The following is a 25273-nucleotide window of genomic DNA, read 5'->3' on the forward strand; positions in this document are numbered from 1 at the left end:
CTCAGCTCGCCTTGGCGAGCTCGTCGTCCTCGGGTGAGTTCAGATAGACGCCGGACATGGTGTCGACCCAGCACAGATGGTCGTGCACCTTCTTCACGCCTTCGACGTTCTCCGCCGCGACGACCGCGGCCTGCCGCGCGCGCTCTTCGGTGATGACACCGCTGAGGTGAACGATGCCGTCGCGGACGATGACGTTGAGTCCGAACGGGCACCAGTCGTTCTTCTCCATGGTGTCGATGATGCGGCCGCGAATGTGATCGTCGTTTGCCGTGGGATCCGGTACCTCGCGGGCGAGCCCCGCGACGGCCTGCAACAGGTTGGCGCGGGACACGATCCCGACGACCATGTCGCCGCGCACCACCGGCAGGCGCTTCACGTTGTTCCGTTCCATGAGGTCGACGATCTCGGCGAGCGCCGTATCCTCGGTGATGGTCACGGGCGAGGCGGTCATTACCTCCGAAACCTTGCGGCCGTGCTCGTGGACGAAGTCGCTGGCCGATTTGCCCGGACCAAGGATGAACCGCAACCAGCGGCCCCGCTTGCGCCCGGTGCCGATCTCGCTGCGGCGAATGAAGTCTCCTTCAGAGACGACGCCGACCAGCTTGCCGGTGTCGTCAACCACCGTGAGGCCGCTGACGTGCCGCTTCAGCATGATGTTCGCCGCCTCGACGATGCTGGTGTCGGGGGTGACCGAGATGACCGACCGGGTCATGATCTGGTGGGCGCGCATGGAAGACTCCGCTAGCTTGTCAAATTTCGATGCGCAAACCTAGCTCGGCCGTCGGGGTGCGGTTTGACTCAGGTCAAGGCGATCCAGGCCGTTTCACCCCGTTTGAGCATCCCTGTCTTGAGCAATTGTGATCCGTCCCGGGATTTGATGCAGCTCAACGCGTGGCGGAAGCGTCGCCATATCCTGCTGCCGACGTCAAACAGCAGCCCGCAGGACCATCCAGCCATGAGCGTCGTCAAGATCTTTCCACGGGCCGAAGAGCCGCCGGCGCAGGCGCTCGCCGCCAATTCGGCTGTCGAAGCCTCTGTGGCGATCCCCGAAAGGCTTCCAGAGAAGCCGGTCGTCGCCAATTCCCCGACTGCATCGGAGCCATACCCTCTCGATCGCGCGTTTCATGCGATGCTGGCGCGGTTCACGGGCGGGATTTCGCCTGTGGCCTTGTCACTCGCCTGGCTCGATTGGAGTTCGCATCTTGCTGCGGCGCCGGAGCGCCAGATGCAGATGTCCCGCAACATTCTTCGCGATGCCGGCCGGCTCCTGGAAGCCGCCGCGCACGCGACGTCGCAGAAGCCGTGGTCCGTGATCGAGCCGAAGGGACGCGATCGTCGGTTCAAGGATCGGCAATGGGAAGCCGCGCCGTTCAATCTGCTTGCGCAGGCGTTCCTGCTGACCGAGCGCTGGTGGCACGATGCCACGACCGGCGTGCGGGGCGTGTCTCATGCCAATGAAGCCGTCGTCGAGTTCTCGGTGCGCCAGATGCTCGACATGCTTGCGCCGTCGAATTTCGCGGCCACCAATCCCCAGGTTCTGGAAAGGGCGTTCCAGAGCGGGGGAGAGAATTTTGTGTTCGGTTGGCAGAATTGGTGCAGCGATCTGATGCGCCTGCTCTCGGTCTCGAAGCCGGGGGGCGGCGAGCAGTTCGTCGCCGGCAAGACGGTGGCGATTACGCCCGGCAGGGTCGTCTACCGCAACGATCTGATCGAGCTGATCCAGTATCATCCGACGACCGCGCAGGTGCGACCCGAGCCGATCCTGATCGTGCCGGCCTGGATCATGAAGTATTACATCCTCGACCTGTCGCCGCAGAATTCCCTGGTCAGATATCTCACCGGTCAAGGCTTCACCGTCTTCGCGATTTCCTGGCGCAATCCGGATGCGAAGGACAGGGATGTCGCCTTCGACGACTATCGCAAGCTCGGGGTGATGGCCGCGCTGGACACGATCGGCCGGATCATGCCCGATCGGAAGACCCATGCCCTCGGCTACTGTCTGGGCGGCACGTTGCTGTCGATCGCCGCCGCCGCCATGGCGCGTGACGGGGATGGCCGCCTCGGCACCATCACGCTCCTTGCGGCCCAGACCGACTTCACCGAGGCCGGTGAATTGACGCTCTTCATCAACGAGAGCCAGGTCGCCTTCCTCGAAGACATGATGTGGCAGCGCGGCTATCTCGATACGACACAGATGGCCGGTGCGTTCCAGCTGCTGCGCTCGAACGAGCTGATCTGGTCGCGGCTGTCGCATGACTATCTGATGGGCGAGAGCTCGCCGCCGAGCGACCTGATGGCCTGGAACGCCGACGCGACGCGGCTGCCCTATCGCATGCACTCGGAGTATCTGCGCAAGCTGTTCCTCGACAACGATCTGGCCGAAGGCCGCTATCGCGTCGAAGGCAGGAGCGTCTCGCTCTCCGACATTCACGCGCCGATGTTCGTGGTGGGTACGCGCGCCGACCACGTGGCGCCATGGCGATCCGTCTACAAGATCCACTATCAGGCCGATGCCGACGTGACGTTCCTGTTGACCAACGGCGGCCATAATGCCGGCGTCGTCGCGTCTCCCGACGAGTCCTGGCACAACTATCAGGTCATGACCAAGGCGGCGGATGCGCCTTATGTCGGCCCGGACGAATGGCTGAAGCTGGCGCCGCATGTCGAGGGATCGTGGTGGCCGGAATGGGCTCAGTGGCTGGCAGCGCGCTCAGGTGCGCCCTGCGATCCGCCGCCGATCGGTGTCGGGGGCGTTGACGGCCTGCCCGACGCGCCGGGTGACTACGTCCACACCTAGTCTTCCGGCTCCGAATTCGGCGCAAGGTCCGACGAGCGGAATGGCTTGGCCTTGTCCAGTTTCCGGTAGGCGGTCGAAGCGGTTCGCAACAGCCGTTTTTCCCGCTTGCGGTCGAGGAAGCGAATGCCGGCCTCGGGGCCGGCGCCGTTCAATGACGCTGCCAGCGTTTGCCCGCGCGCATCGTCGTTCAATTGTCCGAGTGACTTTTGCGCCTTGCGCAATTGCTTGAGGATGGACTTCTGCTTCGTCAGCGAATCGTCCTCGAACAGGTCTGCGAGCGACTCGATCGAATAGGTCATTCGCTTGTTGAGAAGCCGCAACCTGTGTCGTTTCTCGACGTCGAGCTTGCGCAGCTTCCGGGCCTTCCTGAGCAGCGTCTCTTCCCACTCGGCCAGCCGTGCCGTCGCGTGGTCGGCGAGCGGGCAGCGGCGCAACCTGACGGCTTCCTTGCTGCGCCGGGTCGACCAGGGCCCGCTCTCGATCCAGGCCGAGGTCTGCTCGACCAGGCGCCGATAGCGCGCGGATTGCAGCGCGCGCGCGAGCAGGCGGTGGCTCTCGGCGCGTTTCTCGTCCCAGTGCTGGAGCTCGGCGACCACGGCGAGCTCTTCGCCGCTCTCGGCGACGACCCGTTCGATCGCCACGTCGAGGTCACGCACCAGGCCGAGCTGGCTGTTCAGCCATTTCAGTTCGGCCCAGACGTTCGGCCGCAGAGTGTCGTCCACCATCGGCGAGAAGAAGCGGATGGCGGTGCGCAGATGCGTCAGCGCGATGCGGATGTGGTGCAGCGCGTCCGGGTCGCCGCGGCACGTGCCGTCGTGCTGTGCAAGGACGGCGTCGAAGTGGCGGCGGGCGATGATCCGGAACGCCGTATCGCAGGCCATGCCGGGGCTGAGGCGGGCGGGCAGGGCATTGCGCCGCGTCGCCGGCTTGGCGCGCGCGGCGGCGGTCGAATTCGTGGTGGGTCGCGACATCCTTGCCCGCGTCAATCGGATTGCCTTTGCTTTGTGATCGCGTCGCGGCAGCGCTGGAGCGTCTGCTCTTGTGTCCCGGATGCATCGATGATCGTCCAACCGATGTGACCGATATTATAGTGCTCTTGCTGCGCAGCAACCTCCTGCGTGGCGTCGGAGGCATCGCCATGGCGGCCGCCGATGCGCGCCTGACGGGTTGCGAGGTCGGCGGCGAGGAACAGGCCGGTCAACGACACGCTGCATGCGCGGGCCATGGCGGTCAGCTGGTCCCGTTCGGACTCGCTTGCAAAGACCGCGTCGACGATTGCGGAATGGCCTTGCGCCAGCACCTGCCGGGCCCGTTGCACCAGCACCTCGTAGACGCGTGCCGTGACCTCAGGCCGGTACGTGGACGGCGGCAGGCGGTGGACGTGTTCCACCCGAAACAGCTGCTTGCGAATGACGTCGCTGCGCAGCACGACAGCTCCCGGTTGCGGCGCGACGTCGGGTGCCAGCGCGCGGGCGAGGGCGGACTTGCCGGTGCCCGATAGTCCGCCGACCGCAATCAGGCGGGGCGCGGGGGGATGGATCAGAGTTCGGGCAAGGTCGAAATAACGGCGCGCCTCGTGAAGAATTCCGGTCTGGTCGGCATCGGGCCGGGCCAGTCGCGCCAGCGTCACCTGGGCGCGGATCGCCGCGCGAATGGACATGAACAGCGGCAAGGCGGAGAGCGCGTCGAGATTTTCCGGCGGCGTTGCGGCGAGGTACCGGTTCAGGACGAGATTGGCTGCGAATGGTTGATCGTGGTGCAGCAGGTCCATCAGCGTGAAAGCGAGGTCGTAGAGCACGTCGACAGTTGCCATTTGCGCATCGAACTCGATGGCGTCGAACAGCACCGGCTGGTCGTCGATCGCCACGATGTTCGCAAGATGCAGGTCGCCGTGGCAGCGGCGCACCAATCCCTGACGGCCGCGCTCTTCGAGCAGCGGCCGCAGGCGCACGAACATCGCGTGCGAGGCCTGGCTGAGCTGCTCGATCTCTTCAGCTTCGAGATGGTTGCCCTTCCGCAGGCCGTTGCTGTTTCCATCGATGAGGCCGGGGATGGAGGAAGCCCATGCCGTGCCGTCGGCGCGGGATGCTAGCGCATGCGACGCCGCGATGGCGTCGGCCGCAGCCGAGGCCAGGTTCGCGTCCAGCGGGCCCGCCTTCGCCAGATGATCCAGCGTCCGGCTTTCGTCGAAGCGGGACATGTCGACCGCGTACTCGACCGGCCGGCCGCTTCCGTCGACCTTCAACGATCCGTCCGGTTGTTCGGTGATCGCCACGACCCGGTGATAGATCCGCGGCGCCAGCGGCCGGTTGATCCTGATCTCCTCCTCGCAGGCCGCCTTGCGTTTGGCGAGCGTCGAATAGTCGAGGAACGGAAACCGGACTGCCCGCTTGATCTTCAGCGCGCGGCTTCCGTCGAGAAAGACCGACGCGGCATGCGTGTCGATCCGCGTCACGCCGGGATGCGCGCAAAGCGCTGTGAAGATCCGTTCCTGGGCAACCGTTTCGCCTGTCATCGAAGCTGGTATCCCGGGATACGGTCAGGGCCTGAGCACGGCGGCGCCGAGAATCTGTCCATTGCGCAGCATGTCCAGGACTTCGTTGGCCTGATCGAGCGGGAATGCAGTCGTCTCGGTGCGCACGCCCGCCTGCGGAGCGATCCTGAGAAAATCGAGACCGTCCTGTCGGGTGAGATTGGCAACGGAGATCAGCTGCCGTTCCTGCCAGAGCAGGTCGTACGGAAAGCTCGGGATGTCGCTCATATGGATGCCGGCGCACACCACGCGGCCACCCTTGCGAACGGCGCGCAGCGCGGTTGGTACGAGCTCGCCGGCGGGAGCATAGATGATGGCGGCGTCGAGCGGCGTGTCCGGCATGTCGTCCGAGGCGCCCGCCCAGACGGCGCCGAGCCGGCGGGCGAGATCCTGGGCGGCCGTATCGCCGCGCCGCGTAAACGCGTGGACCGATCGCCCCTGCCAGACCGCGATCTGCGCGACGATGTGTCCTGCGGCGCCGAAGCCGTAGATGCCGAGCCTCTCGGCCTGGCCGGCGAGGACCAGGGAACGCCAGCCGATCAGGCCCGCACACAGCAGAGGGGCGGTAGTCACGTCGTCGCCCGCTTCGCCGAGCGGAAAGGCGTAGCGCGCATCGGCGATCGCGTGCGTCGCATAGCCACCGTCGCGCGTATAGCCGGTGAAGAGCGGGCGGTCGCAGAGATTCTCCATACCCTCCCGGCAGAACCGGCAGCTTCCGCAGGTGAACCCGAGCCAGGGAATGCCGACCCGGTCACCCCGCGCATGCGTTGCGACATTGGGGCCGATGAGATCGATGCGGCCGACGATTTCGTGGCCGGGTACGATGGGATAGCGGATGTCGGGCAGTTCGGCGTCGACGACATGAAGATCGGTCCGGCAGACGCCGCAAGCGTTGACTCTCACCCGGATCTGACCTTCGCCGGGGATTGGATCGGGGCGTTCCTCCATCCGCAGCCGCGCTCGCGGGGCAGCCAACACCATCGCACGCATCAGTCTCTCCGGGGCGAACCGCTCCGATCGAACTATCCATAGAATGGCAGTGCAGGGCCAGTCCTTGACTTCCGTCAAGGCCCGCCTTTGCCCGTCTGGGCGGTTCCCTGGCTTGACGAGGATCAAGCGTCCCGAACGAAAGCCGGGCTATTCTGGCGGCCAAGGAGATTCCCGATGCCCATCAAGGACGTCTTTCTGCCGCTTGTCGGCCAGCCGCGCGGGCCGGCCCTCGCCGCGATCGAGAAATGCGTGGCCGTCGCCGCCGACCTCGGCGCCAGGATCACCGCACTTGCGCTGGAGGAAGATGTCTTCGTGCGCCCGAAGGTGATGCTCCCGGATGATGCGGATTCCGTCGCGTCCGATGGCGCGGTGAGCGATACGCAGCTCCTCCTGAATGCATTCACTGGTGCGGCCTCCCGCGTCAACATTCGCAGTCAAAGCCGTTCGGCCAAAGTGCCGGAGGACCAGATCGCGTCGATCCTGGCCGAACATGCGCGTTTCAGCGATCTCACGCTGATCCCTGTGAAGCCGCATGACAGCCGAACGGAGCACATCATCGAGACATTCCTGTTCGAATCCGGGCGGCCGCTGCTGCTGTGCCCGGAACAGCACGTGGACGTGCTGCGTCCGGAATTCGAGAACGTCATGATCGCCTGGGATCATTCCGCGCGCGCGGCGCGGGCGGTCGGCGACGCGCTGCCGATCCTTCAGGCGGCCGCCTCGGTCCGCGTGGTGACCGTAGCCGACGACAAGACCGATGCGATCGAGCAATCCGGAACTGCCCTCATCAGCCATCTGAGGGAACACGGTGTCTACGCCTCGTTCGAAACGGCGAAGGGCAGCGGCAGCTCGATCGGCAAGGTGCTCGGAAGCTTGGCAAATTCCCATGCCATCGATGCGATCGTGATGGGCGCCTATCATCATTCGCGGCTGAACGAGATCGTCTGGGGCGGTGTGACCAAGACCGTCATAGGCCAGCCACCGTGCTGGGTTATGATCTCGCACTAGGCTCGCTGCCAGCTTTTCCGGCCTGACCTTTCATCCATCGGAACCGCGACCGACGGGGCGCATTTGCTTTCATGTCAACCTATCGCCTGAAGAATCTGCTGTCGCCGCGTTCAGTTGCGCTTGTCGGGGCGAGCGCCCGTCCGGTCTCCGTGGGGCGGGCCGTTCTGGAGAACATTCACAAGGCTGAGTTCACGGGACAGTTCGGCCTCGTCAATCCGCGTCATGCCGAGATCGGCGGCGTCGCCGCGGTGAGCACCCTCGATAAACTTTCATTCGTGCCCGAGCTCGTGGTCATCACCGCGCCGGCACGAGAGGTTCCCGGCATCATCGACCAGGCCGGGCGGCTGGGCTCGGCGGGCGCGCTGATCGTCTCGGCCGGGCTTGGTCATGGCCCGGGATCGCTGCATGAGGCCGCGGTCACCGCGGCCCGCAAATACGGCATGCGGCTGATCGGGCCGAACTGTCTCGGCATCATGATGCCCGGGGTGAGCCTCAATGCCAGCTTTGCCGCGCACATGCCGGGCGCGGGCAATCTCGCGCTGATTTCGCAATCCGGCGCGATCGCCGCCGGCATGGTGGACTGGGCCGCGCAGCGCGGCGTCGGCTTCTCCGGCATCGTCTCGATCGGCGATCAGATCGACGTCGATATTGCCGATTTGCTCGATTATTTCGCGATGGATCACAAGACCCGCGCGATCCTGCTCTATATCGAGGCCATCAAGGACGCGCGTAAATTCATGTCGGCGGCGCGCGCCGCGGCGCGCGTCAAGCCGGTCGTCGTGGTGAAGTCCGGCCGCATGGCGCAGGGCGCGAAGGCGGCCGCGACCCATACGGGCGCGCTCGCGGGCGCCGATGCCGTCTACGACGCGGCGTTCCGCCGTGCGGGCGTCCTGCGGGTCTCCGATCTACGCGAGCTGTTCGACTGCGCCGAAACGCTCGGCCGGGTCGAATCGCCGACCGGAAAGCGCCTCGCCATCCTGACCAATGGCGGCGGCATCGGCGTTCTTGCCGTCGATCGCTTGGTCGACCTGGGCGGAATTCCCGCGTCCATCTCGGTGGATGCCCGCAAGAAACTCGATGCCGTGCTGCCGCCGACCTGGTCCGGCGCAAATCCCGTCGACATCGTGGGCGATGCCGATGCATCGCGCTACGCGGCGGCGCTCGAGGTGCTGCTCGCCGACCCCGATAATGACGCAGTTCTCGTCCTCAATGTGCAGACGGCGATCGCCTCGGCTTCCGACATCGCGACGACCGTGACGGAACTCGTCGGCAAATATCGCGCGCAGCACCGAAGTTGGGCAAAGCCGGTGCTTGCCGCCTGGATCGGGGCCACTCAGCCGATCATCCAGACGCTCTCCGGCGCGGGCATTCCGAACTACCCGACCGAGGACGATGCGGTGCGCGGCTTCATGCATCTGGTCCGGCACCGCGAAGTGGTCGAGGAACTGAGCCAGGTTCCCCCCGCGATGCCCGACACGTTCGTGCCTGACGCCCGGGCTGCGAAGCAGATCGTCGCCGCAGCCATCGCCGATGGCCGCAAATGGCTCGAGCCTGTCGAGATCAAGCACCTGCTCGAAGCCTACGACATCGCGATGGTGCCGACCTACGCAGCTGAGGACGTCGAGCAGGCCGTGGCCTACGCGAACGAGATATTTGCGCAAGGCGGGACTGTCGTGCTGAAGATCATGTCGCGCGACATCGTCCACAAATCCGATGTCGGCGGCGTCGTGCTCAACCTGACAAATCCGGAAGCCGTGCGTGCGGCTACCGCCGATATTCTCGCCCGTGCGAAGAAGCTGCGTCCGGAGGCCCGCATCGGCGGCGTCATCGTGCAGGCGATGGTCGTGAAGGCGAAGGCGCGCGAGCTGATCCTCGGTCTTGCCGACGATCCCACCTTCGGCACCGTCGTGGTCTTCGGCCGGGGCGGAACGGCGGTCGAGATCATCAATGACAGGGCGCTGGCGCTGCCACCGCTGGATCTGCAATTGGCACGTGACCTGATCGAGCGCACGCGCGTGTCACGGTTGCTGAAGGCCTATCGGGACGTACCTGCCGTCAAGCAGGACGCCGTCGCCATGGTGCTGGTCAAGCTGGCGCAAATGGCCGCTGACATCCCCGAAATCCGCGAATTCGACATCAACCCGCTGCTCGCGGATGAGACCGGGGTGACGGCAGTCGACGCCCGTGTCGCGGTGGGACCTTCGCAGCGGAAATTTGCCGGCTCAGGCCCCGCCAATTTCGCCGTTCGCGCCTATCCCTCGCAGTGGGAGCGCCGCCTCAAGCTCAAGGACGATTGGCGCATTTTCGCGCGGCCGTTGCGCCCCGACGACGAGCCGACCATCCATGAGTTCCTGCGTCATGTGACGCCTCACGACCTTCGCCTGCGCTTCTTTGCGCCGATGAAGGAGTTCACCCACGAATTCATCGCGCGCCTGACCCAGCTCGATTACGCGCGCGCGATGGCTTTCATCGCGTTCGACGAGGCGACCGGCGAGATGGTCGGTGTGGTCCGGCTCCATTCGGACTCGATCTACGAGAGCGGCGAATACGCGATCCTGCTGCGGTCCGATCTCAAGGGCAGGGGGCTCGGATGGGCCCTGATGCAGCTGATCATCGACTATGCGAGGTCCGAAGGGCTGAAGGCCATATCGGGCGACGTGCTCCAGGAGAACACCGTGATGCTCGAAATGTGCCGGCAGCTCGGTTTCGAGGTCAAGCCGGATCCGACCGAGCCGGATATCTGCGACGTTCGGCTGAAGCTCTGAGCGTGCTGGTCAGGAGCGCGCTTCGGCCGAGGTTGCGGCACTCTCCTTGGTCGTCTTCCGCAGGCTCTTGACGATGATCGCGATCAGCGGCACCAGAACCGGCACAATCGTGCTGAGCGGGTGATGCACCGCGCCCGACACTTGGGCCTGGAGCGCGCGCGCCTCGAGCTGAAGGGCCTCGATGGATGCGCCGTGGATTTCGTTGGCGAGCTCGATGTCGCGGCCGGACGGAGCACGGCTGGCGATGACGAAGAGAATCGCCGCGATGGCGAAATTGACCGCGCCGAGAATGGCCGCCGCCGCGATGGCGCTCCAGATCTGCACCAGCGCGAAATAGGCCGACAGCTCCAGCATCAGGAGCCCGAACGCCGCGATCAATGCCGCGAAGGCGCGCAGGCCGAGACCCACCAGCAGATGGCGCAGCCTGATGTCCGCGATGATCCTGTCGGTGCGCCACAGCACGCGCAGGTGTTTGACGACATTCTCGGTATTCACCTAGTGTCTCCTCAGCATGAATCCGACGACGACGCCGAGCGCGAAAGCGGAGGCGAGTGACGTCATCGGGCGCTCCGCAATGAGGCCCTCAAGCTGCTCCTGCTCGTCGCTGACGGTCTCGCCGAGCTCGGCAAGCGCGGCCTTGATCTGGTCGGCCAGTGCCTCGGCACGGTCCTTCGAGCTCTCGAACATCTCTTCACCGGCCGTGCTCAGCAGGCGCGTGACGTCCACCTTCAACGTCCGCAGTTCTTCGCTCATCCTGTCGCTGTCGAACATGGATTTGATCTCTCCATTGAATGGAGCGAACCTAAGGTCCGCCGGCACGACCGCGCTTGATTTGCGTCAAGGGGCGGGCGCGGTCATGCTCTTGAGACAGGTCAATCCCGCCGCCACATGCTGGCCTAGAACTGGCGGCTGAATGGGGACCAATTGTCCCGATGAGGTGGAAGCGTGAACTCCCAACCGCTGTTGCTGGCAACGCCGTCCGGCGAAGTGCTGAAATTGCGCCCGGAAGGGCCCTGGACCGCAGCGAATGTGACGGCGCTCGAAACGCTGTCCCGTTCGGTCGGGGCGGATCTCGATCGATCCAGGGCCGTCACGCTGGATATGTCGGGCGTCAGCGCGCTCGACACGCTCGGCGCCTGGGTCCTGGAGAAGCTGTCGCGCAGGGCCGCCTCGTCAGGCAGATCGGCTGAATTCGTCGGTGTCGCCGACCATTTCAGCGGTCTGATGGACGAGGTGCGCCAGGTCAATCGCCACACGCCGGCGCCGGCGGCCGCGCCAAATCCGGTCCTGCTCAGGTTCGGGGATCTCGGCAAGTCCACGGTCGGTGCGCGCGAAGACATCGCGATCTTCCTGCAGATGCTGGGTGCCTTGTTCATGGCCGCGATCGGCGTGCTGCGCCGGCCGCGATCGCTGCGGCTGACCTCGCTGGTCTATCAGCTCTATCGCATCGGGTGGCAGGCGATTCCCATCGTCGTGCTGATCACCTTCCTGATCGGCGCCATCATCGCCCAGCAGGGATTCTTCCATTTCCGCAGGTTCGGCGCGGAGTCCTACACGGTCGACATGGTCGGCATCCTGGTGCTGCGCGAGCTCGGCGTTCTGATCGTCGCCATCATGGTCGCGGGACGCTCGGGGAGCGCCTACACCGCCGAGCTCGGCTCGATGAAGATGCGCGAGGAGATCGATGCGCTCTCGACCATGGGGCTCGATCCCGTCGACGTCCTGATCCTGCCGCGCGTCGCGGCGCTGGTCATCGCGTTGCCGATCCTCGCCTTCATCGGATCGATCGCGGCGCTCTATGGCGGCGGCCTGGTCGCGCAGTTCTACGGCGACATGGGACCGTCGATCTACATCGCGCGGCTGCACGAGGCCATTTCCGTCACCCATTTCGAGGTGGGCATCCTCAAGGCGCCGTTCATGGCGCTGGTGATCGGGATCGTCGCCTGCAGTGAGGGGTTGCGTGTCAAGGGCAGCGCCGAGTCGCTGGGACGGCAGACCACGACGTCAGTGGTGAAGTCGATCTTCCTGGTGATCGTGCTCGACGGCCTGTTCGCGATCTTCTTCGCCTCGATCGGAATGTGACGATGGGCGAATCGCAGGAGGAATTCGCGATCTGCGTCCGCGATCTCGTGGTCGGCTTCGGTCGCCAGACCGTGCTCGACCAGCTGTCGCTCGACGTCCGTCGGGGCGAGATCCTCGGGCTGGTAGGAGCATCCGGCGGCGGCAAGTCGGTTCTGATGCGAACCATCATCGGCCTCATTCCACGCCGAAGCGGGACGATCGAGGTCATGGGCCAGTCAACCGGCGGCCTCACGAAAGGCGCGGCCACGACATGGGGCATCCTGTTCCAGCAGGGCGCGCTGTTCTCCTCGCTGACGGTCCGGCAGAACGTCCAGTTTCCGCTGCGCGAAAATCTCGTCCTGTCGCAGGAACTGATGGACGAGATCGCGATCGCCAAGCTCGAAATGGTCGGATTGCGGGCGCAGGACGCCGACAAATATCCGGCGGAGCTGTCGGGCGGCATGACCAAGCGCGTGGCGCTGGCGCGCGCGCTTGCACTTGATCCGCCGATTCTGTTCCTGGACGAGCCGACCTCTGGCCTCGATCCGATCGCTGCCGGCGATTTCGACGCGCTGATCAGGACCCTGCAAAGAACCCTGGGACTGACCGTGTTCATGGTCACCCATGATCTTGCGAGCCTGACCACGGTCTGCGACCGCGTCGCCGCGCTCGCCGACGGCAAGATCGTCGCGATCGGCCCGATGCGCGAACTGCTGCAATCCGAGCATCCCTGGGTGCGCGCTTATTTCCACGGCAAGCGCTCGCAGATGCTGCAACACGAGATGAGATGAGACATGGAAACCCGCGCTCCCTACGTGCTGATCGGCACCTTCGTGCTGGCTGCGATCCTCGCGGTGTTCGGCTTCGTCTATTGGCTGAACAACACCGGCGGCATCGGGCCGCGCGCGAGCTATCGCGTGCAATTCCAGGGACCGGTGCCGGGGTTGCTGGTCGGCGCCGGCGTGCTGTTCAACGGCATCCGTGTCGGCGAGGTGACCCAGCTCGGGCTGGCGCCGGACAATCCGCGTTTCGTCAATGCGACGATCTCGGTCGCATCGGCCACGCCGGTGCGCACCGACACCAAGGTCGGGCTCGAGTTCCAGGGGCTGACCGGCGTGCCGGTGGTGACGTTGGAGGGCGGCATGATCGTCGCCAAGTCCAGCGAGCCTCTCACCTTGATTGCCGAGGCCGGCGCAGGCCAGAGCATGACGCAGGCGGCGCGTGATGCGCTGCGGCGGGTGGATTCGGTGCTGGAGGACAATTCCGGCCCGCTGAAGGACACCATCGCGAATTTCAAGACGTTCTCCGACGGGCTCGCGCGCAACACCGGCAAGCTCGACGGCATCCTGGCGGGCCTCGAGAAGATGACCGGCGGCGGGACGCCCGCGCAAAAGGTCACCTATGACCTGCGTACCCCCCAAAATCTCGGACCGGCCGGCAAGACGCTCTCGGCGTCGCTGGCCATTCCCGAGCCGACGGCGGTCGCGATGCTCCAGACCCAGCGCATGCTGTTTGCGCCGAGCGGGGATAATCCCGGCTTTGCCGATTTCCTCTGGGCCGACAGCATTCCGAAGCTGGTGCAGGCGCGGCTGATCGACAGTTTCGAGAACTACGACATCGCCCATGCGCCGTTGCGCACGAGCGATCTCGGGCAGGCGGATTACCAGCTCCTGATCGATATCAGGCGCTTCCGGATTGCGACCGACGGCGAGAGAAGGGTCGAGATCGGGCTGTCGGCGCGGATCGTCGACAAGAACGGCAAGGTGGTTGCGTCCCGCCTCGTCGAGACCAGCGAGAAGCTCGACAAGGTCGAGCCGGCCGCTGCGGTCGCAGCGTTCGATGTGGCCTTTGCCCGCATTGCCAAGGAACTGATCGGCTGGACGGTGCAGGCGGTGTGAAGCCGGCTATTCCAGCGTCTTCAGGAAGGACAGCAGGTCGTGGATCTGGTCCGGATTGAGCTCGAAGGCGGGCATGTCGGCATGCCCCGTATAGATGCCTTCGGCCAGCGCCTCGCCCAGGCTCTCGATCGGATAACGCCGGTGCAGGGTGCGCAGCGGAGGCGCGATCTTGAGCGGACTCTGCGAGACGCGGTCGATCGCGTGGCAGCGCGCGCAATTGGCCCGCGCAAAGGTCTTGCCGCGTTGTTCGGCGGTCGGGGCCGCCAGCGCAGGCGTGATCAGGAAGAGGCCAATCAGGCCCTGGCGGAGGGCGTGCTGAAACATGGAAGGCGGGGTCCCGTCGAACTCTCGGCGCAGAGCTTCTGGCGCAGAATAGAGGGGGCAGGTCGGTCAGGATTGATCTGGGTCAATCGCATTTGTGACAGTGCAGTAAAATGCAAGCGTGCGTGGCGGACTCGGCCGGGGGGCGGAGCTGGACCGACGCTGGGAGCGGTGCATGAAGCCTTCCGTGGTCACGATTGAGCCGAACGGGCATTTTTGCAACGATTGTGCCGTACGCACATCGGCGGTTTGTTCGTCGCTGGATGCGGCCGAGCTCAGGGAATTCGAGCATCTCGGACGCCGTGTCCATTTTGCCTCGGGCGAGACGGTGTTCTCCGAGGAGGACATCACGACCTCGTTCTACAACGTCCTCGCAGGCGTCATGCGGCTGTACAAGCTGCTGCCCGACGGCCGACGGCAGATCGTGGGCTTTGCCTTGCCCGGCGATTTCCTCGGGATGAATCTGTCCGGCCGTCACAATTTTTCGGCGGATGCAATCGGTGTGGTGACCGTGTGCCAGTTCGCGAAGGTGCCGTTCGGGCGCTTCATCGAGGAGCGGCCGCAGCTGCTCAGGCGGATCAACGAGCTGGCCATTCGCGAGTTGAGCCAGGCGCGCGACCACATGGTCCTTCTCGGCCGCCGCTCGGCGGACGAGAAGGTCGCGGCCTTTCTGCTCGGCTGGCGCGAGCGGCTGCTCGCGCTCAGGGGGCCGTCCGACACGGTTCCACTTCCGATGAGCCGCCAGGACATCGCCGATTATCTCGGCCTGACCATCGAAACCGTCAGTCGCACCTTCACCAAGCTGGAGCGTCACGGCGCGATCGCGATCATTCCCGGCGGGATCAGCCTGCTCGACCCGGCACGAGTCGAGGCCCTGGCCGCGGCCTGACCGGCTTCCCACAGCGCTCTCGGATGTTTGATCCGGATCAATGACGCCGGCTGGCCGCGGCAAATAATGCCCCTCAAACGATCCCGGGAGGAGCATGATGCCCGCTGACGCGTTGCTGATGACCATTGTCGTCGTGGCGATCTTCGTCACTTTCGCCGCAGCTCTGGCGTGGGCGGACCGACAAACCAGCTCAGGCCGGCTCGACTCCGATTCGAGGCGCTGAAGCTCCTGATCGGAAGTCTCATCTGACGTGCAACCGCCGGCGCTCGCCCGGCCGGTTCTTGGCTGTCCGGCAGCGCCTGAACGCAATCGCGACGTGCGGTGCCTGCAACTCTGCATCGACCGGGCGCACTGGCGCATCCTTTGGATGCCGGCTTGGCGCCGGGCGGGGCCATGTCCGCCGCATTTGCCTAAAAGCACGCATGCATGCTTTCCGGTTGAAAAGCCCGCTAACACTGACTACGCAGGAACTCCAGTGCCTCGCAGTCTTAGGAGCCCAGCGGCGTGCCTCAGGACAAGACCGGCGATCCCCGACAAGCAGCGGGCAACAAATTATCGGTCCTGCGCAAGCACCCGATCTTCGCGGATCTGGAGCCGGAGGCGCTCGATCAGCTCTGCCGCTACGCCAAGCACACCACCGTGAAGCGCGGTGCGACGATCGCCGCCAAGGGCGATCCCGGCAACAATCTGTTCGCGGTGATCACGGGGACGGTGAAGATATCCTCTTCGTCGCCCGATGGACGGAATGCCATTCTCAATCTCATCGGCCCTGGAGAAATCTTTGGCGAGATCGCGGTTCTCGACGGCGCGCCGCGTTCGGCGGATGCGACCGCCAACACCAATTGCGAGCTCTACATCATCGACCGCCGGGACTTTCTCCCCTTCGTGAAGAGTCAGCCGGCGCTGGCGATGAAATTCATCGAGCTGCTCTGCGCGCGCCTGCGCTGGACCAGCCAGCAGGTCGAGCAGGTCATCCTGCAAAATCTGCCGGGCCGGCTTGCGAGCGCGCTGCTCGGTCTCACCGAAGAGCGCAAGTTCGATTCCGGCAGCGGCACGCTCGCCATCACCCAGCAGGAGATCAGCGAGATGGTGGGGATGACGCGCGAGAGCATCAACAAGCAATTGCGCGCCTGGGCCGGACGCAACTGGGTTCGTCTCGAGCACGGGGCCATCGTCGTGCTCGACACCGACGCGCTGCGCGATCTCGCCGAGAGCGGCCTCGACGGCGAATGACGGCGCGCAGCTAATCGTCGATGATGGCGACCGCGCGGGTCCAGCCCGCCGAGGCGCGTTCGATCTTCACCGGAAAGCATGAGACCGTGAATCCGGTCGAAGGCAATTGATTCAGATTGTGCAGCTTCTCGAGATGGCAATAGCCGATGTGCCGTCCCGCCTTGTGGCCTTCCCAGATCAGGCCGGCATCCCTTGTCTCGGCATATCTCTTCGCGGTGTAGACGAATGGGGCGTCCCAGCTCCAGCCGTCGGTGCCGGTGAGCCGCACGCCGCGCTCGAGCAGATACATGGTGGCCCCGTAACCCATGCCGCAGCCGGAATTGACGTAGTCGGCCTGGCCGAATTTGGCGCCGGCGCTGGTGTTGACCACGACGATCTCCAGCGGCGACAGCATATGGCCGATGCGCCTGAGCTCCGTCTCGACGTCCTCGGCGGTCACGACATAACCATCGGGCAGATGACGGAAGTCGAGTTTCACGCCGGGCTGAAGGCACCATTCCAGCGGCACCTCGTCGATCGTCCATGACCGCTCGCCGCGATTCATGGTCGGGTGGAAGTGCCAGGGCGCATCGAGATGCGTGCCGTTGTGAGTCGACAATGAGACCTGTTCGACGGCCCAGCCCTGACCGTCCGGCAGGTCCTGCGCCTTGAGGCCGTCGAAGAACTGGAGCATGCGCGGCAGCCCCTGCTGGTGATCGATGTACTGGATCGTCGGGTGATTGCCCGGCGGATCGGCCGTGACGTCGTTTCTGAGCGGCACGGAAATATCGATCAGCGTCCGCGGCATGGGCATTCCCTCGGCATGTTCCGGTCTGTTTAGGGGCATTTTGTGGGAGCTGCACCGGTGGCGTCAAGTAACGCGCCGGTGCGCTTCTTCGGAAATATCGTAGCCATTCGCCGATGGCCCTCTCGGAGCGATCGTGATCGATCGATGCAACTCCAGCATTGATCGATGCCGGATTTGGCTTGGACTCAGAATGCCGCCGGCCCTAGGGACGAGATTGGCGACATCGCGCTGATGCAGCGCGCATCGCACAAAGCACAAAGGATGGGGCGACCGTCTCGTCCGCACCTCCAAGCCGCAACCAATAGCGGCCGAACGCAAAACGAGAGGAACGTCCATGGATACGACGAGCATCGTCACCTGGGATCCGGCATTGGCCGACGGCGAGGGGCGATTACAGGGCCGGCATCTGTCGTGCAGGTGCCTGCCGGAGAGGGCGCGATGAACGCCGCGCTTTCCGGGACAGCGATCATCAACCGGTCATATCCGCTCGACTCCGCCGCGCAATCCTACCAAGGTGGTGCGTTTGTAACGCTTGACTTTACACCTGAAGTGGAGCGACCCAAGGCGGCGCGCAGCATCTGCCCGACAACGACATAATCAAATCAGGAGGAAAGCCCAGATGAAGACACTCACCGGTATCATCGCAGCCGCTGTGCTGGCAGTCTCAGCGCCGCTGGCGACCGCACGCGATTTCCGCTCCGCCGACATCCACCCTGCCGATTATCCGACCGTCGAGGCCGTCAAGTTCATGGGCAAGCAGCTCGCGACGGCGAGCGGCGGCAAGCTCGGCGTGAAGGTGTTTCCCAACGGGGCCCTGGGCTCGGAAAAGGACACCATCGAGCAACTCAAGATCGGCGCGCTCGACATGATGCGGATCAACGCATCGCCGCTCAACAATTTCGTGCCCGAGACCATCGCGCTGTGCCTGCCCTTCGTCTTCCGCGACACGCAGCACATGCGCACCGTGCTCGACGGGCCGATCGGCGACGATATCCTGGCGGCCATGGAGCCGGCGGGACTGGTCGGTCTTGCCTATTACGACAGCGGCGCCCGCTCCATCTACACCGTCAAGGCCCCGGTCAAGTCGCTCGCGGATCTCAAGGGCCTGAAGATCCGCGTCCAGCAATCGGACCTGTGGGTCGGCATGATCCAGAGCCTCGGAGCCAACCCGACGCCGATGCCGTATGGCGAGGTCTATACCGCGCTCAAGACCGGTCTGGTGGACGCTGCCGAGAACAACTGGCCCTCCTACGAGTCCTCGCGCCATTTCGAGGCCGCCAAGTTCTACAACATCACCGAGCACTCCCTGGCGCCCGAAGTCCTCGTGATGTCCAAGAAGGTCTGGGACACGCTGAGCAAGGAGGATCAGGCGATGATCCGCAAGGCGGCCAAGGAATCGGTGCCCGTCATGCGCAAGCTCTGGGACGAGCGTGAGCAGGCGTCCCGCAAGACCGTCGAGGCGGCCGGCGTTCAGGTCGTGACCATCGCCAACAAGGCGGAATTCGTCGACGCGATGAAGCCGGTGTACCAGAAGTTTGCCGGCGACGAGAAGCTGCAGAGCCTCGTCAAGCGCATCCAGGACACGAAGTAAGACCATAGCGTCGGGTCCGGCGTCGCCGCGAGGTGACACCGGACCTTTGCCAAGGAGACGCGGGATGACAGACCCACACGTCGCAAGCCACGAGCAGGACGTCGCCGGACGCCCGTCCACCGGCTTGCTGTCGCGGATCAACGCGCCCGTCGCACGCGCGGGCATGTACCTGTCCGTGACCGGCCTGCTGGTCATCGTCACCATCGTCTTCTACCAGGTGTTCGGACGTTACGTGCTCAATTCCAGCCCGACCTGGACCGAGAACCTTGCGCTGGTCCTGATCCTGTACGTCACGCTGATCGGCGCCGCCGTCGGCGTGCGCGATGCCGGGCACATCGGCATGGACAGCCTGCTGGTGATGCTTCCGGATCATGTGCGGGAGAAGATCGAGCTCGTGATCCATGTTCTGGTCGCAATGTTCGGCATTGCGATGGCCTATAACGGCTGGATCCTCGGGGCATCGGTCGGCACCGTGAAGATTCCCAATCTCGGCCTTCCCGAGGTCATCCGCTACGTCCCGCTGATCGCCTCCGGCGTCCTGATCGTCTCCTTTTCAATCGAGCACATCATTGCTCTCCTGCGCGGCGAAGAGGTCGTCCCCTCATGGAACTGATCATCCTCGGCGCCTCCTTCTTCGGCTTCCTGATCCTCGGCGTGCCGGTCGCCTTCGCGATCGGGCTCTCGGCGATCTGCACCATTCTCTATGAAGGCCTGCCGGTGGCCGTCATCTTCCAGCAGATGATGTCGGGGATGAACATCTTCTCGTTCCTCGCCATTCCGTTCTTCGTGTTCAGCGGTGAGCTGATGCTGCATGGCGGCGTCGCCGACAAGATCGTGCAGCTCGCCAAGAATCTGGTCGGACACATCCGCGGCGGGCTCGGCATGTCGAACGTGGTGGCCTGCACGCTGTTCGGCGGCGTCTCCGGCTCGCCGGTGGCCGACGTGTCGGCGATGGGCGCGGTGATGATCCCGATGATGAAAAAGGAAGGGTTCGACACCGACTACGCCGTCAACGTCACCACTCACGCCTCGCTGGTCGGAGCCTTGATGCCGACCAGCCACAACATGATCATCTATGCGCTCGCCGCCGGCGGCAAGGTGTCGATCGGCGCGCTGATCGCCGCCGGCCTCCTGCCGGCGCTCGTGCTGATGGTGTGCATGCTGGTTGCCGCTTACGCGGTCGCGGTGAAGCGCGGCTATCCCTCAGGCAAGTTCCCGGGTTGGCCCGAGGTCTTCCGCTCGTTCGCGGCCGCGCTGCCTGGCCTGCTGATCGTCGGCATCATCCTGGCGGGCATCCTGTCCGGCGTCTTCACCGCAACCGAATCCGCGGCCGTCGCGGTCACCTACACGATCCTGCTGACGTTCTTCATCTACCGCACCATGACCTTGCCGAACTTCCTGCGCGCCGCCGCCAAGGCGGTGAAGACGACGGGCGTGGTGCTGCTGCTGATCGGCGTCTCCACCATGTTCCAGTATCTGATGGGGCTCTACGAGGTCGCCGATTTCGCCGGCGACCTGATGAGCAAGGTGTCCTCGCAACCCTGGGTCATCTTCCTTCTCATCAATGTCATCCTGTTCGTGCTCGGCACGTTCATGGACATGGCGGCGACGATCCTGATCTGCACCCCGATCTTCCTGCCGATCGCGATGAAGGCGGGCATGGATCCGGTGCAGTTCGGCATGCTGATGCTGATCAACTGCGCCCTGGGTCTGAACACACCGCCGGTCGGAACGACGCAGTTCGTCGGCTGCGCCATCGGCGGCATCTCGGTGGGCGCGGTGATGCGCACCATCCTGCCGTTCTATGCCGCGCTGATCGCGGCGCTGATGTTCGTCACTTACGTTCCCGCGTTCTCGCTGTGGCTGCCGCGTTTGCTGATGGGATACAAGGGATAGCTGCCGTGCGTGCGCCGGCACTTGGCCGGCGAAGCGAGCTTGCGTAGTTTGCGTCACAGCAACAGGGAGAATCCGTCCGTGACCGACTATCGCAAGCTCTTCGATCTCACCGGCAAGACCGCCGTGGTGCTGGGTGCCGCCTCGGGCATCGGCAAATCGTCGGCCGAGGCGCTGGCCGGGCTCGGCGCCCGTGTCGTCTGCGCCGATCGTGCGCTTGACGCAGCGGAAGCGACCGCCGCCGGCATTCGCGACAAGGGCGGCTGGGCCGAGGCGGCCGCATGTGACGCCGCGAATGCTGCCGACGTCAATGCGCTCGCCAAAACCGTGATGCAGAAATTTCCGCGGCTCGACATCGCCGTGACGACGCCCGGGCTGAACATCCGCAAGACCATCCTCGACTACACCGAGGAGGATCTCGACCGCGTCCTCAACCTCAACGTCAAGGGCACGGTCTGGTTCTTCCAGGCCTTCGGTCGCATCATGGTCGCGCAGAAGGGCGGTAGCATCATCGCCTGCTCCTCGGTGCGCGCTGTGACCATCGAACCCGGCCTTGGCGTCTACGGCTCGACCAAGGCCGCGATCGGCCTGCTGGTGAAGGGCTTTGCCTCCGAGGTCGGCCATGCCGGCGTCCGCGTCAACGCGATCGCGCCGAGCATCGCCGAGACCGCGTTGACCGGCCCGTTCAAGCAGCGCCCCGACATCTACAATCTCTACGCCGGCCACACCGTGTTCAATCGCTGGAGCAGCGCCGACGAGGTCGCCACCGCCGTCGCCTATCTCGCCTCGGACGCCGCGAGCTATGTCAGCGGCAGCACGCTGTTCGTCGATGGCGGCTGGACCGCGATTGACGGCCCCCCGACCGGTCTTACCCAATTGCACAAATAGGACGACTACCGGCGCCTAAAGCGAAATGGCTTTAGGTTGGGTCGATTGGCCGCGGGCTTGCTCGGCCTCTCCCGCTTGCGGGAGAGGCCGACGCGCCCCGGGCGATGCGCAGCATCATCCCGAGCGTGGCGGGTGAGGGCTCTCACCATTTGGGGATTCCCTCCGCAATTCTCGACATTCCCATTGTGGAGACAGCCCTCACCCCAACCCTCCCCCGCACGCGGGGGAGGGAGCTCACCGCCGGTGCCGCCACATCGTGCACGCCATATGCGATTCCCTGCCCGCTAGCGGGAGAGGGAGCGCACCTCCGTTGTTACGGTCATCAGCCGCTAAATCCCGCGCGCTGGCGCAACTCCTTTCGGTCTGCGCCGGTCAGCAGCGCGATCAGCGCCGCCGCCTCCTTTGGATGCGCGGCGCGCGCGGGCACGCCGGCCGTGTACATCGTTACCAGCTCGCAGCCCGGCGGTAGCGATCCTGATAGCGCGATGCCATCGGTCGCGATGATCTCGGTGGCCTGGGTGCAGCCGATCGGCCTCTGCGCGGTGGACGACGCAAGCTCTCGCATCGCGATCGCGCCGTTCGGAAAGATCTTGAGACGCGATGCGACCTCATAGGCGATGCCGAGCCGGTCGAGGACGTTTGCGACATGCTGTCCCGCCGTCGACGCCCTGGTGTCGGGAACGTAGATGGCGTCGGCGGAGCGCAACACGTCTCGGAAATCAGCCTCGGTCTTCACCGTCACCTTGGGATCGCGGCTCCGGACCGCCAGGGCGGTCTCGACTCGGCCGACATCCGTGATCGAGGAGGGGACGACGAGCTTTTCCTCGGCGAGCTTTGCAAGGAGAGCCTGCGTCAGGATGACGAGGTCGGCCGGCGTGCCCGCGCGCAGCTTGTCGGCCATGATACCGACCGCGCCGAATTCACCGTCGATCCCGAAGCCGGTTTGCGCCTTGAAGGCCTCGCTGAGGCCGCGTACCAGGCCTTGTGCCGCGCCGCCGCTCAAAATATTCACTGTCGTCACGATGCAAGCTCCATGGCTGCGATAATCCTGTCGCGCGTGATCGGCAGGTCGCGCACGCGCACGCCGAGGCAGTCGAACACCGCATTCGCGATTGCCGCCGTCACCGGGCCGTGGGCGGCCTCGCCGGCGCCAACCGGCTCGATCTCCGGCCGCTGGATGATCTCGACATCCACCGCTGGCACCTCGCTGAAGGTCAGGATCGGATAGTCGGTCCAGGACGTCGATGTGATGCGCGACCGGTCGAAGCGGACGCGTTCCTTCAGCACCCAACTCGTCGCCTGGATCGCGCCGCCCTCGATCTGATTGATCACGCCGTCGGGATTGATGGCCTCGCCGACATCGACCGCGAGCGTCAGCCGCTTGACGCGGATGTCGTCGGTGCCTTCGATCTCGGCAATCGCGGCGCAATAGGCCCCCGTGTTCTTGTAGCGCGCGAAGCCGACGCCATGGCCGACACCGGTTCGCTTCTCGGGCTTCCACGCCGCGCGTCGCGCCGCAGCGCGGATGACCTCCTTCGCTCGCTGGTCCCGCAGATGACGCAGGCGGAACGCGATCGGGTCCTCGCCGCGCAAGACGGCGATCTCATCGAGCAGCGATTCGATCGCGAACACATTGCCCTGCGCGCCCAGGGTCCGCAGCGCCGAGGTGCGCACCGGCATCGTCAGCAACCGGTGGCTCGTAATCGTCCACGCCGGCAGGTCATAGAGCGGAACGGAGTTGCGGTCACCGCCGCCGCCATTGGCCGCCGGTGGATTGGACGAGATCATGCGCGGGTAGGGGGTCGCGATCTCGGTTGCCGCAAGCAGCGCCGGCTGCGCCGCACGCCCCGGCCGCGCCGCGTGGCCGTTGCTCCAGATCGCGTGGCGCCAGCCGATGATCTCGTTGCCGGCGTCGAGATCGGCTTCGATCTCGATCGCCATCGCCGCGCCGAACGGTGCGTGGGACATCTCGTCGTGGCGCGACCATTGCGCCCGGACCGGACGGCCACCGGCTGCTTTCGCCAGCAGCACGGCATCGAGCGCGACGTCGTCGGCCGCATTGTGCCCGTAGCACCCGGCGCCCTCCATATGCTCGACGACGATGTTTTCGGCCGGCAGCTTGAGCACGATCGCGAGATCGGCGCGCAGCAGATAGACGCCCTGGCTATGCGTCCAGACGTGCACGCAATCGCCGTCCCATTGTGCCATGGCGCAGGACGGCGCGATCGAGGCGTGTGCGATATAGGGACGGATGTATTGCCGGCGGAGCGTGCGCGCGGCTTTCTGTGTCGATACCGCCGTTCTGGTGTCGATGACGGTCGTCTCGACCGGTTGGCTCTTCAGGAGGCCCGCCAGATCGTTTTCGTCGGGCAGCGGCTCGCCGGCCGTCCATGTCGCGCCCTTGCGCAGGGCATTCAGCGCGGCTTCCGCCGCCAACTCGCTGTCGGCGACCACGCCGGCGAAACCGCCGTCGCGAGTGATCGCGACGAGGCCCGGAACGGTGCGCGCGGCCGCCTCATCCAACGCGGTCAATTTGGCGCCCGAGAGGTCCGGCCGCAGCACGCGGCCGTGCAACAGGTCCGGCAGCGCATGGTCGTGGATGAAACGCGGCCGCGCGAACACCTTGTCGGGAATGTCGACGCGCTGGACGGAATGCCCGGCGACGGCACGCCTGGCAACGGTCTTCGCCGCCACGCCGGCGCTGGCGTCGTGGTCGAGCGAGACGTCGCCCGCCAGCTCCCAGTAGCTGGTCCTGACATTACCGGGCCCCGAGATCGTGCCGTCATCGATATCGAGCAGCGATGCATCGACGCCGAGGCGTTCTGACGCCGCGACGAGGAAGCGCTGGCGTACCTCGGCGCAAACGTGTCGCAGCGCGCGGCCGGATTGCTGGATCGACAAGCTGCCGGAGGTAACGCCTTCGTTCGGGCTGGTCGCGGTCGAGGCGCGGATCATCTCGACCCTGGAGATATCGACGTCGAGCTCGTCCGCCGCGATCTGGGCCAGCGCCGTGACGATGCCCTGGCCGATCTCGACCTTGCCGGGCGAGATCGCGACATGGCCGTCGCCGGTGAACCGCACCCAGGACGACAGTCTCGGATTGGCCGCGAGGCTGACCGGCAGTTTCGGCGCAGGGGGCGTCATAAGGCGGCTATCTCCGAGGCCGCGCGCAGCACAGCGCGAACCATGCGGTTATGCGATCCGCAGCGGCACAGGTTGCGGTCGAGCGCTGCTCTGACCTCAGTCTCGGTCGGCGACGGATTGCGCTTCAGCAGCGCCGCCGCGCTGATCAGGATTCCCGAGACGCAATAGCCGCACTGCATCGCCTGTTCGGAGATGAAGGCGCGTTGCAGCGGATGTGGGTGCTCTGCCGTGCCGAGGCCTTCGATCGTGACGACGTCCTTGCCGGCGACCGACCACATCGGCATGTCGCAGGAGGCCATCGCCCGGTCGCCGACCATGACATGACAGGCCCCGCACTCACCGGCGCCGCAACCGAAATGCGGTCCGGTGACGCCGAGCCGGCCGCGCAGCACATCGAGCAGCGTGTGATCTGCATCCGCATCCACGGCCGCGCCGTTGAGCTGGAATTGAATGGTCGGCATTCGCGATCTACGGC

General features: G+C 65.2%; 24 protein-coding genes. 13 read left to right on the forward strand and 11 right to left on the reverse strand.

Translation table 11 applies throughout. The annotated features are described in order from the left end of the window. Position 1: 1 nt before the first annotated feature. The gene (locus tag AC1RUR_RS12215; protein ID WP_492844176.1) at positions 2 to 730 is read right to left on the reverse strand and encodes a CBS domain-containing protein; all 729 of its coding nucleotides are present in this window, start codon (positions 728 to 730) and stop codon (positions 2 to 4) included. 225 nt (positions 731 to 955) lie between these two features. On the opposite strand from AC1RUR_RS12215, the gene AC1RUR_RS12220 reads away from it, so the two are divergent. After that, a complete protein-coding gene (locus AC1RUR_RS12220) occupies positions 956 to 2797 on the forward strand; it encodes a PHA/PHB synthase family protein (RefSeq protein ID WP_492844178.1) in 1842 nt (613 codons plus the stop codon). Here AC1RUR_RS12220 and AC1RUR_RS12225 read toward each other — a convergent pair. From AC1RUR_RS12225 to AC1RUR_RS12235, 3 genes are read right to left on the reverse strand one after another with little or no spacing between them, the layout of a single operon-like run. After that, positions 2794 to 3768, reverse strand: coding sequence for a CHAD domain-containing protein (locus tag AC1RUR_RS12225; protein WP_492844180.1), 975 nt, complete (start codon positions 3766 to 3768; stop codon positions 2794 to 2796). The two genes, AC1RUR_RS12220 and AC1RUR_RS12225, sit on opposite strands and share 4 nt — an antisense overlap. A gap of 11 nt (positions 3769 to 3779) precedes the next feature. Continuing rightward, positions 3780 to 5312 (reverse strand): bifunctional aminoglycoside phosphotransferase/ATP-binding protein, encoded by a 1533-nt coding sequence (locus AC1RUR_RS12230; protein ID WP_492844182.1) that lies wholly within the window; start codon positions 5310 to 5312, stop codon positions 3780 to 3782. 24 nt (positions 5313 to 5336) lie between these two features. Then, positions 5337 to 6320: a zinc-dependent alcohol dehydrogenase family protein gene (locus AC1RUR_RS12235; RefSeq protein WP_492844184.1), complete on the reverse strand. Its 984-nt coding sequence runs from the start codon at positions 6318 to 6320 to the stop codon at positions 5337 to 5339. 174 nt (positions 6321 to 6494) lie between these two features. On the opposite strand from AC1RUR_RS12235, the gene AC1RUR_RS12240 reads away from it, so the two are divergent. Together AC1RUR_RS12240 and AC1RUR_RS12245 are read left to right on the forward strand one after the other, a co-directional pair. Beyond that, the gene (locus AC1RUR_RS12240; RefSeq protein ID WP_492844186.1) at positions 6495 to 7328 is read left to right on the forward strand and encodes a universal stress protein; all 834 of its coding nucleotides are present in this window, start codon (positions 6495 to 6497) and stop codon (positions 7326 to 7328) included. Positions 7329 to 7399: 71 nt separating this feature from the next. Then, entirely contained in the window at positions 7400 to 10093 is a 2694-nt protein-coding gene (locus AC1RUR_RS12245) for a bifunctional acetate--CoA ligase family protein/GNAT family N-acetyltransferase (RefSeq protein ID WP_492844188.1), read from the forward strand. Positions 10094 to 10102: 9 nt separating this feature from the next. On the opposite strand, the gene AC1RUR_RS12250 is transcribed toward AC1RUR_RS12245, so the two are convergent. Together AC1RUR_RS12250 and AC1RUR_RS12255 are read right to left on the reverse strand one after the other, a co-directional pair. Then, a complete protein-coding gene (locus AC1RUR_RS12250) occupies positions 10103 to 10588 on the reverse strand; it encodes a phage holin family protein (RefSeq protein ID WP_492844190.1) in 486 nt (161 codons plus the stop codon). Further along, entirely contained in the window at positions 10589 to 10864 is a 276-nt protein-coding gene (locus tag AC1RUR_RS12255; protein ID WP_492844192.1) for a hypothetical protein, read from the reverse strand. Between the two features lie 174 nt (positions 10865 to 11038). Here AC1RUR_RS12255 and AC1RUR_RS12260 point away from each other — a divergent pair, with 174 nt between their 5' ends. Genes AC1RUR_RS12260 through AC1RUR_RS12270 form a run of 3 tightly spaced genes read left to right on the forward strand, consistent with a single transcriptional unit; the run spans position 11039 to position 14052 of the window. Then, a complete protein-coding gene (locus tag AC1RUR_RS12260; protein ID WP_492844194.1) occupies positions 11039 to 12175 on the forward strand; it encodes an ABC transporter permease in 1137 nt (378 codons plus the stop codon). Between the two features lie 2 nt (positions 12176 to 12177). Next, positions 12178 to 12945: an ABC transporter ATP-binding protein gene (locus AC1RUR_RS12265; protein WP_492844196.1), complete on the forward strand. Its 768-nt coding sequence runs from the start codon at positions 12178 to 12180 to the stop codon at positions 12943 to 12945. Positions 12946 to 12948: 3 nt separating this feature from the next. Next, the gene (locus AC1RUR_RS12270) at positions 12949 to 14052 is read left to right on the forward strand and encodes an ABC-type transport auxiliary lipoprotein family protein (protein ID WP_492844198.1); all 1104 of its coding nucleotides are present in this window, start codon (positions 12949 to 12951) and stop codon (positions 14050 to 14052) included. A gap of 6 nt (positions 14053 to 14058) precedes the next feature. Here AC1RUR_RS12270 and AC1RUR_RS12275 read toward each other — a convergent pair whose 3' ends face one another. Further along, on the reverse strand, positions 14059 to 14376 hold the full coding sequence (locus tag AC1RUR_RS12275; RefSeq protein WP_492844200.1) for a c-type cytochrome: 318 nt from the start codon (positions 14374 to 14376) through the stop codon (positions 14059 to 14061). 172 nt (positions 14377 to 14548) lie between these two features. Between AC1RUR_RS12275 and AC1RUR_RS12280 the strand changes: the two genes are divergently transcribed. After that, positions 14549 to 15262: a helix-turn-helix domain-containing protein gene (locus AC1RUR_RS12280; RefSeq protein ID WP_492844202.1), complete on the forward strand. Its 714-nt coding sequence runs from the start codon at positions 14549 to 14551 to the stop codon at positions 15260 to 15262. 504 nt (positions 15263 to 15766) lie between these two features. Beyond that, the gene (locus AC1RUR_RS12285) at positions 15767 to 16495 is read left to right on the forward strand and encodes a Crp/Fnr family transcriptional regulator (protein WP_492844204.1); all 729 of its coding nucleotides are present in this window, start codon (positions 15767 to 15769) and stop codon (positions 16493 to 16495) included. Between the two features lie 10 nt (positions 16496 to 16505). On the opposite strand, the gene AC1RUR_RS12290 is transcribed toward AC1RUR_RS12285, so the two are convergent. Then, the gene (locus tag AC1RUR_RS12290) at positions 16506 to 17282 is read right to left on the reverse strand and encodes a cyclase family protein (protein WP_492844206.1); all 777 of its coding nucleotides are present in this window, start codon (positions 17280 to 17282) and stop codon (positions 16506 to 16508) included. Positions 17283 to 17720: 438 nt separating this feature from the next. Here AC1RUR_RS12290 and AC1RUR_RS12295 point away from each other — a divergent pair, with 438 nt between their 5' ends. From AC1RUR_RS12295 to AC1RUR_RS12315, 5 genes are all read left to right on the forward strand, one after another. After that, the gene (locus tag AC1RUR_RS12295; RefSeq protein WP_492844208.1) at positions 17721 to 17879 is read left to right on the forward strand and encodes a hypothetical protein; all 159 of its coding nucleotides are present in this window, start codon (positions 17721 to 17723) and stop codon (positions 17877 to 17879) included. A 22-nt stretch (positions 17880 to 17901) separates the two neighbouring features. Next, positions 17902 to 18873 (forward strand): TRAP transporter substrate-binding protein, encoded by a 972-nt coding sequence (locus AC1RUR_RS12300; protein WP_492844210.1) that lies wholly within the window; start codon positions 17902 to 17904, stop codon positions 18871 to 18873. Positions 18874 to 18937: 64 nt separating this feature from the next. After that, positions 18938 to 19486 (forward strand): TRAP transporter small permease, encoded by a 549-nt coding sequence (locus AC1RUR_RS12305; protein WP_492844212.1) that lies wholly within the window; start codon positions 18938 to 18940, stop codon positions 19484 to 19486. After that, complete coding sequence (locus tag AC1RUR_RS12310; protein WP_492844214.1) at positions 19477 to 20769, forward strand: TRAP transporter large permease; 1293 nt, start codon at positions 19477 to 19479, stop codon at positions 20767 to 20769. Before AC1RUR_RS12305 ends, AC1RUR_RS12310 begins: the two co-directional genes overlap by 10 nt. 78 nt (positions 20770 to 20847) lie before the next feature. Then, positions 20848 to 21654, forward strand: coding sequence for an SDR family NAD(P)-dependent oxidoreductase (locus tag AC1RUR_RS12315; protein WP_492844216.1), 807 nt, complete (start codon positions 20848 to 20850; stop codon positions 21652 to 21654). Between the two features lie 322 nt (positions 21655 to 21976). On the opposite strand, the gene AC1RUR_RS12320 is transcribed toward AC1RUR_RS12315, so the two are convergent. Genes AC1RUR_RS12320 through AC1RUR_RS12330 form a run of 3 tightly spaced genes read right to left on the reverse strand, consistent with a single transcriptional unit; the run spans position 21977 to position 25259 of the window. Beyond that, a complete protein-coding gene (locus AC1RUR_RS12320) occupies positions 21977 to 22675 on the reverse strand; it encodes a molybdate ABC transporter substrate-binding protein (protein WP_492844218.1) in 699 nt (232 codons plus the stop codon). Beyond that, complete coding sequence (locus tag AC1RUR_RS12325; RefSeq protein ID WP_492844219.1) at positions 22672 to 24798, reverse strand: xanthine dehydrogenase family protein molybdopterin-binding subunit; 2127 nt, start codon at positions 24796 to 24798, stop codon at positions 22672 to 22674. Before AC1RUR_RS12325 ends, AC1RUR_RS12320 begins: the two co-directional genes overlap by 4 nt. Further along, positions 24795 to 25259 (reverse strand): (2Fe-2S)-binding protein, encoded by a 465-nt coding sequence (locus AC1RUR_RS12330; RefSeq protein WP_492844221.1) that lies wholly within the window; start codon positions 25257 to 25259, stop codon positions 24795 to 24797. Before AC1RUR_RS12330 ends, AC1RUR_RS12325 begins: the two co-directional genes overlap by 4 nt. Positions 25260 to 25273 lie beyond the last annotated feature (14 nt).

The sequence above is a fragment of the Bradyrhizobium sp. GW821-FHT12B03 genome (assembly GCF_058807535.1).

Excerpts from the sequence above, each read along its gene's own strand:
- AC1RUR_RS12215 (WP_492844176.1), bottom strand. The coding sequence starts at position 730 with ATGCGCGCCCACCAGATCATGACCCGGTCGGTCATCTCGGTCACCCCC.
- AC1RUR_RS12220 (WP_492844178.1), top strand. The coding sequence starts at position 956 with ATGAGCGTCGTCAAGATCTTTCCACGGGCCGAAGAGCCGCCGGCGCAG.
- AC1RUR_RS12225 (WP_492844180.1), bottom strand. The coding sequence starts at position 3,768 with ATGTCGCGACCCACCACGAATTCGACCGCCGCCGCGCGCGCCAAGCCG.
- AC1RUR_RS12230 (WP_492844182.1), bottom strand. The coding sequence starts at position 5,312 with ATGACAGGCGAAACGGTTGCCCAGGAACGGATCTTCACAGCGCTTTGC.
- AC1RUR_RS12235 (WP_492844184.1), bottom strand. The coding sequence starts at position 6,320 with ATGCGTGCGATGGTGTTGGCTGCCCCGCGAGCGCGGCTGCGGATGGAG.
- AC1RUR_RS12240 (WP_492844186.1), top strand. The coding sequence starts at position 6,495 with ATGCCCATCAAGGACGTCTTTCTGCCGCTTGTCGGCCAGCCGCGCGGG.
- AC1RUR_RS12245 (WP_492844188.1), top strand. The coding sequence starts at position 7,400 with ATGTCAACCTATCGCCTGAAGAATCTGCTGTCGCCGCGTTCAGTTGCG.
- AC1RUR_RS12255 (WP_492844192.1), bottom strand. The coding sequence starts at position 10,864 with ATGTTCGACAGCGACAGGATGAGCGAAGAACTGCGGACGTTGAAGGTG.
- AC1RUR_RS12265 (WP_492844196.1), top strand. The coding sequence starts at position 12,178 with ATGGGCGAATCGCAGGAGGAATTCGCGATCTGCGTCCGCGATCTCGTG.
- AC1RUR_RS12270 (WP_492844198.1), top strand. The coding sequence starts at position 12,949 with ATGGAAACCCGCGCTCCCTACGTGCTGATCGGCACCTTCGTGCTGGCT.
- AC1RUR_RS12275 (WP_492844200.1), bottom strand. The coding sequence starts at position 14,376 with ATGTTTCAGCACGCCCTCCGCCAGGGCCTGATTGGCCTCTTCCTGATC.
- AC1RUR_RS12280 (WP_492844202.1), top strand. The coding sequence starts at position 14,549 with ATGAAGCCTTCCGTGGTCACGATTGAGCCGAACGGGCATTTTTGCAAC.
- AC1RUR_RS12290 (WP_492844206.1), bottom strand. The coding sequence starts at position 17,282 with ATGCCGCGGACGCTGATCGATATTTCCGTGCCGCTCAGAAACGACGTC.
- AC1RUR_RS12295 (WP_492844208.1), top strand. The coding sequence starts at position 17,721 with ATGAACGCCGCGCTTTCCGGGACAGCGATCATCAACCGGTCATATCCG.
- AC1RUR_RS12300 (WP_492844210.1), top strand. The coding sequence starts at position 17,902 with ATGAAGACACTCACCGGTATCATCGCAGCCGCTGTGCTGGCAGTCTCA.
- AC1RUR_RS12305 (WP_492844212.1), top strand. The coding sequence starts at position 18,938 with ATGACAGACCCACACGTCGCAAGCCACGAGCAGGACGTCGCCGGACGC.
- AC1RUR_RS12310 (WP_492844214.1), top strand. The coding sequence starts at position 19,477 with ATGGAACTGATCATCCTCGGCGCCTCCTTCTTCGGCTTCCTGATCCTC.
- AC1RUR_RS12325 (WP_492844219.1), bottom strand. The coding sequence starts at position 24,798 with ATGACGCCCCCTGCGCCGAAACTGCCGGTCAGCCTCGCGGCCAATCCG.
- AC1RUR_RS12330 (WP_492844221.1), bottom strand. The coding sequence starts at position 25,259 with ATGCCGACCATTCAATTCCAGCTCAACGGCGCGGCCGTGGATGCGGAT.